This window comes from Streptococcus sp. Marseille-Q5112, from assembly GCF_916700555.1.
Classification (GTDB): domain Bacteria; phylum Bacillota; class Bacilli; order Lactobacillales; family Streptococcaceae; genus Streptococcus; species Streptococcus symci.
In genome coordinates this window covers 1-6451 of the sequence record NZ_CAKAKP010000023.1, presented here as the reverse complement: position 1 = coordinate 6451, position 6451 = coordinate 1, and the positions used below count along the sequence as shown (strand labels likewise).

Genomic DNA, 6451 nt, shown 5'->3' with positions numbered 1-6451 from the left:
TGCGCAACGCCAAACTTTACGAAATCAACCACAACACTGAGTTGACCTTTAAAAATCTCAAGGCAACTTTCTTTAGAACGACTCACTCTATTCCAGAGCCTTTGGGGATTGTCATTCATACTCTTCAGCACCGTGGTCAGGAGGGGGCAGGAATCCTCTCCAATGATCAGGGGAACTTGAAGCGCCATCGTGATATGGGCCTTCTATCAGAAGTGTTCAGAAATCCAGCTAATTTGGATAAATTGACAGGAACTAGTGCGATTGGACATGTGCGTTATGCGACTGCTGGCGAAGCTTCTGTAGATAACATCCAGCCCTTCCTCTTCCGTTTTCATGATATGCAGTTTGGTTTGGCTCATAATGGAAATCTGACCAATGCAGCCTCTCTCAAGAAAGAACTGGAACAAAGAGGCGCGATTTTCAGCGCGACTTCGGACTCGGAAATCTTGGCTCACCTCATTCGTCGCAGTCATAATCCTAGCCTGATGGGCAAAATCAAGGAAGCGCTCAGTCTAGTTAAAGGTGGTTTTGCCTATATCTTGCTGTTTGAGGACAAGTTGATTGCTGCCCTTGACCCCAATGGTTTCCGTCCGCTTTCTATCGGGAAAATGGCCAACGGAGCGGTGGTTGTTTCCTCTGAAACCTGTGCTTTTGAGGTTATTGGTGCAGAGTGGATTCGTGATTTGAAGCCAGGTGAGATTGTGATCATTGATGACAAGGGAATCCAGTATGATAGCTATACGGATGATACTCAGTTAGCAATCTGTTCTATGGAGTATATCTATTTTGCTCGCCCTGATTCTAATATCCACGGTGTCAATGTCCATACGGCTCGCAAACGTATGGGTGCCCAATTGGCGCGTGAATTCAAGCATGAGGCGGATATCGTGGTCGGTGTGCCCAATTCTTCCCTTAGCGCGGCTATGGGATTTGCGGAAGAATCAGGCTTGCCAAATGAAATGGGACTTATCAAGAACCAATACACGCAACGGACCTTTATCCAACCGACTCAAGAATTGCGGGAGCAAGGGGTACGGATGAAACTCTCTGCTGTTTCAGGCGTTGTAAAAGGCAAGCGTGTGGTTATGATTGATGACTCTATTGTACGTGGAACAACCTCTCGTCGTATCGTTCAGCTCTTGAAAGAAGCGGGTGCAACTGAGGTTCACGTTGCTATTGGCAGTCCAGCGCTAGCTTATCCATGCTTCTACGGGATTGATATCCAGACCCGTCAGGAGCTGATTGCAGCTAATCAAACGGTCGAAGAAACTCGCCAAATCATTGGTGCGGACAGTCTGACATATCTTTCTATTGAGGGGTTGATTGATTCAATTGGTATTGAAACGGATGCGCCAAATGGTGGTCTCTGTGTCGCTTACTTTGACGGTGACTACCCAACACCTCTCTACGACTATGAGGAAGACTATCGTCGAAGTTTGGAAGAAAAGACCAGTTTTTACAAATAGACGGATAAAGATTCTCCATTAAAGGAAAGGAAGAGGAGACAAAATGACAAATAAAAATGCTTATGCTCCACGTCTCACTACTGACTAAAAGCTAAAGCATTTGTCAGTAGACGCTTTCTCCTATGGGACCAAAGCTAGAGACCTGACTAGTATTTTTAGATAAAATAATTGTTTATCTAAAAATACGTCGCAGTCTTTCCCAAAAAAAGAAAAGGAAAAATAAAATGGCAAATAAAAATGCGTACGCTCAATCTGGTGTGGATGTTGAAGCAGGTTATGAAGTTGTTGAACGAATCAAAAAGCACGTGGCTCGTACGGAGCGTGCAGGTGTCATGGGAGCTCTGGGTGGCTTTGGTGGTATGTTTGACCTTTCAAAGACTGGGGTTAAAGAACCTGTCTTGATTTCAGGAACTGATGGTGTCGGAACCAAACTCATGCTGGCTATCAAGTACGACAAGCACGATACCATCGGTCAGGACTGTGTAGCCATGTGTGTCAATGATATCATCGCTGCAGGTGCGGAGCCCCTCTATTTCCTTGACTACGTCGCAACTGGCAAGAATGAACCAGCTAAGCTAGAGCAAGTCGTTGCTGGTGTGGCAGAAGGTTGTGTGCAGGCTGGTGCTGCCCTCATTGGTGGGGAAACGGCTGAAATGCCTGGCATGTACGGCGAAGATGACTATGACTTGGCTGGTTTTGCGGTCGGTGTGGCTGAAAAATCTCAAATCATTGACGGTTCAAAAGTGGCAGAGGGAGATGTTCTTCTCGGACTTGCTTCAAGTGGGATTCATTCCAATGGTTACTCTCTCGTCCGTCGTGTCTTTGCGGATTACACAGGTGAGGAAGTCCTGCCAGAATTGGAAGGCAAGCAACTCAAGGAAGTTCTTCTTGAGCCGACTCGTATCTATGTCAAGGGTGTCTTACCACTCATCAAGGAAGAGTTGGTCAACGGCATTGCCCACATCACTGGTGGTGGCTTTATCGAAAATGTCCCTCGTATGTTTGCAGCTGACTTGGCTGCTGAGATTGAGGAAGACAAGGTTCCAGTTTTACCGATTTTCAAAGCCCTTGAAAAATATGGTCAGATCAAACATAAAGAAATGTTTGAAATCTTCAATATGGGTGTGGGACTCATGTTGGCAGTTAGCCCTGAAAATGTAGGCCGTGTCAAGGAATTGTTGGATGAACCAGTCTATGAAATTGGTCGCATCTTCAAGAAAGAAAACGAAAGTGTCATCATCAAATGAAAAAAATAGCGGTTTTTGCCTCTGGTAATGGCTCAAATTTTCAGGTGATAGCGGAACAATTTCCAGTAGAGTTTGTCTTTTCAGACCATCGTGATGCCTATGTGCTCGAACGTGCAGACAAGCTCGGCGTTCTGTCCTATGCTTTTGAACTCAAGGAGTTTGAGAGCAAGGCAGACTACGAAGCAGCCCTTGTCGAACTATTGGAAGAACATCAGATTGACTTGGTTTGCCTAGCGGGCTACATGAAAATTGTTGGGCCTACTTTACTGGCAGCTTATGAAGGCAGGATTATCAACATTCATCCAGCCTACCTGCCAGAATTTCCAGGAGCTCATGGGATTGAGGACGCTTGGAATGCTGACGTTGCAGAGAGCGGCGTGACCATTCACTGGGTGGACTCTGGAGTGGATACAGGAAAGGTCATCAAACAAGTACGTGTACCACGGTTGGCTGATGATACCATTGAAAGTTTTGAAACTCGGATTCATGAGGCAGAGTACAAGTTGTATCCAGAGGTTATTAGAGAATTATTGGACAAGTAAATGAAAAAATGGTTGGAAACACTTTCCTTGATTACCTTGGTAATCATTCTACGTTTACTAGTAAATTTTTTGTTCCCAGAGATTCCCTATTGGGGGAGATTTTTACTGACAGTAATTTTGGGAGTCTTGGTAATCGTCTCCCTATACTTTATGAATCGAAAAATGCGTAGGTAGAGAGTTTGAAAATGAAAGGAAAAAACATGACTAAACGCGCCTTAATCAGCGTCTCAGACAAAGCGGGCATTGTTGAATTTGCCCAAGAACTTAAAAAACTTGGTTGGGAGATTATCTCGACTGGTGGAACCAAGATTGCCCTTGATAATGCTGGGGTGGACACCATTGCGATCGATGATGTGACTGGTTTTCCAGAGATGATGGACGGTCGTGTCAAGACCCTTCATCCAAATATTCACGGTGGACTCCTCGCTCGTCGTGACTCGGATAGTCACCTGGAAGCGGCCAAAGACAATCAAATCGAGCTCATCGACCTTGTTGTGGTCAACCTTTACCCATTCAAGGAAACCATTCTCAAACCAGACGTGACTTATGCTGATGCGGTGGAGAATATCGATATCGGCGGGCCATCTATGCTTCGTTCAGCAGCTAAAAACCATGCCAGCGTGACGGTTGTGGTAGACCCTGCTGACTATGCAGTGGTTTTGGACGAGTTGTCAGCCAATGGTGAAACGACTTACGAAACTCGTCAACGTTTGGCAGCCAAGGTTTTTCGTCACACTGCGGCTTATGATGCCTTGATTGCAGAGTATTTCACAGCTCAAGTGGGGGAAAGCAAACCTGAAAAGCTCACTTTGACCTATGACCTCAAACAAGCTATGCGTTACGGTGAAAACCCTCAACAAGACGCGGACTTCTACCAAAAAGCCTTGCCGACTGACTACTCGATTGCTTCAGCGAAACAGCTCAACGGGAAAGAATTGTCATTCAATAATATCCGCGATGCGGATGCGGCCATTCGTATCATCCGTGATTTTAAAGACCGTCCAACCGTTGTGGCTCTCAAACACATGAACCCATGTGGAATCGGTCAGGCTGATGACATCGAGACTGCTTGGGACTACGCTTATGAGTCTGACCCAGTGTCTATCTTTGGTGGTATCGTTGTTCTCAACAGTGAGGTGGATGCTGCGACAGCTGAGAAGATGCATGGTGTATTCCTTGAAATCATCATCGCACCAAGCTATACGGATGAGGCGCTAGCTATTTTGACCAATAAAAAGAAAAACTTGCGTATCCTTGCCTTGCCATTTGATGCTCAAGAGGCTAGCGAAGTGGAAGCAGAATACACAGGTGTAGTTGGTGGACTTCTGGTGCAAAACCAAGATGTGGTCAAGGAAAGCCCAGCCGATTGGCGAGTGGTGACCAAACGCCAACCAACTGAGACAGAAGCGACAGCTCTTGAGTTTGCTTGGAAAGCTATTAAATACGTCAAATCAAACGGAATTATCGTGACCAACGACCACATGACACTTGGAGTTGGCCCAGGTCAAACCAACCGTGTGGCTTCAGTCCGTATTGCCATTGACCAAGCTAAAGACCGTCTTGATGGCGCTGTGCTTGCTTCTGATGCATTCTTCCCATTTGCGGATAATGTGGAAGAAATCGCCAAAGCAGGTATCAAGGCTATCATCCAGCCAGGTGGGTCCGTCCGTGACCAAGAATCTATCGAAGCTGCGGATAAATACGGCTTGACCATGGTCTTCACAGGAGTGAGACATTTTAGACATTAAGAAGGTTAAAGGGAAGAAAAAAGTTTCTTTCCTTTTTTTTGAAATTAAGTAATAGATTAATAAAAAATTATGAGAAACGAAACTTGTTGGTAAGTTAGAAAAACATCATAATTTTAGAATAAAGGTGATAAATAAAGTTATGATAAATCGTGTTAGAAGTAGATATTTTTGATATAATGAATGTTAGAAGGGCGAAATTAAGGAGGGGATTAATTTGGAAATTAAAAAAAATTATTTAATAAATAGATTTTTTTCCAGAAATACTATAAAAAACCTCGTACAAAATAAAAAAGATCCAATTTTTGAGTGTGTATCGCAACATCATAAATTAGGTAATAATTTGTCTATAATTCAAAATACTTATATGAAACTCTCTCAATCGTATAGAAATGAATATTTTTATAAAAATACGTTGTTAAATAAATTATTATTAGGGGTACATAGTATAAATACTACTACTGCTTTGACTGAAATACCTGTTGGAAATGCAAAACCAGATTTTATTTTAATAAATGGAAAAGCTGTGGTATATGAAATCAAAACTGAATTTGATAATTTTGACAGATTAGAAAATCAAATCACAGAATACTATAGAGCATTTAATCATGTTGCAATTGTTACTCATGAAAAAAATGTAAATTTAGCTTTGGAGAAGATTAAGTTGTTAAAAAAACCTGTAGGTCTTTATGTGCTCCAAAGAAACAGCAAAATTAAAACAATAATTAAACCAGAGAAGTACAATACTGATTTAGATAGGGAAATAATTTTTAAAATACTTCGTAAGGGGGAATATGAAAACATTATTGAGAAACATTTTAATTCGTTACCAGATGTGTCTCAATTTGAGTATTATGACGTTTGTAAATTATTAACCAAAAAGATTCCATTGGAACAGTTTTATTCGGATTTTCTTATGGAATTGAAGAAGAGGAGTTCAATAGATAAAGATTTATTTGCAGATGTTCCTTATGAGCTTAAATTTTTGGTGTATTTCATGAATTTTAAACCTAAGGATTTTAAGGCATTAAAGCAGTTTTTAAATGAATAAAGGAGTATTTATATGTATTTTCCGTATTTGAGAGGAAGACAGTATGAGTTGATTGCTCTTAGAGAATTGTTAGAAAATAATAAATTAGGTAGCGCTGTAATTCCAATTATTGAACCGGTAAGATTATCTCCTACACTGGTAAGTACTTTGGAGGGTTTTAAAGATAAGAGGCAGAAATGTTCTATTGTAATGAATCCAGGTGTAGGATCTTTTTTGGAGGAATATAGCGATTTTTCTAAAAGTAATCTTGCTACTCGATTGGATAGTTTGATTGATGAAAGTGAGAATTTTTATTATGTTTCGTTGATGAGTAAGGATTATAGTTTAGAAGAAAATTTTAAGTCTATTGCAGATATTGGCAAACAAATAACAGTATGTAAGAAGCCCGATGATTTACAAG

Annotated in this window: 6 protein-coding genes; all 6 read left to right on the top strand. The window is 41.7% G+C overall.

What is annotated here, in order from left to right:
* Window positions 1-23: 23 nt before the first annotated feature.
* Complete coding sequence (gene purF / locus LG372_RS09560) at window positions 24-1466, top strand: amidophosphoribosyltransferase (RefSeq protein ID WP_225742698.1); 1443 nt, start codon at window positions 24-26, stop codon at window positions 1464-1466.
* Between the two features lie 224 nt (window positions 1467-1690).
* The gene (purM, locus tag LG372_RS09555) at window positions 1691-2713 is read left to right on the top strand and encodes a phosphoribosylformylglycinamidine cyclo-ligase (protein WP_225742697.1); all 1023 of its coding nucleotides are present in this window, start codon (window positions 1691-1693) and stop codon (window positions 2711-2713) included.
* Window positions 2710-3255: a phosphoribosylglycinamide formyltransferase gene (purN, locus tag LG372_RS09550; RefSeq protein WP_225742696.1), complete on the top strand. Its 546-nt coding sequence runs from the start codon at window positions 2710-2712 to the stop codon at window positions 3253-3255. The genes purM and purN overlap by 4 nt, the downstream gene beginning before the upstream one ends.
* 200 nt (window positions 3256-3455) lie before the next feature.
* Entirely contained in the window at window positions 3456-5003 is a 1548-nt protein-coding gene (gene purH / locus LG372_RS09545) for a bifunctional phosphoribosylaminoimidazolecarboxamide formyltransferase/IMP cyclohydrolase (RefSeq protein WP_225742695.1), read from the top strand.
* A gap of 214 nt (window positions 5004-5217) precedes the next feature.
* Entirely contained in the window at window positions 5218-6051 is an 834-nt protein-coding gene (locus tag LG372_RS09540; RefSeq protein WP_125386772.1) for a sce7726 family protein, read from the top strand.
* 12 nt (window positions 6052-6063) lie between these two features.
* On the top strand, window positions 6064-6451 hold a 388-nt coding region (locus LG372_RS09535), incomplete at its 3' end, for a sce7725 family protein (RefSeq protein ID WP_225742694.1).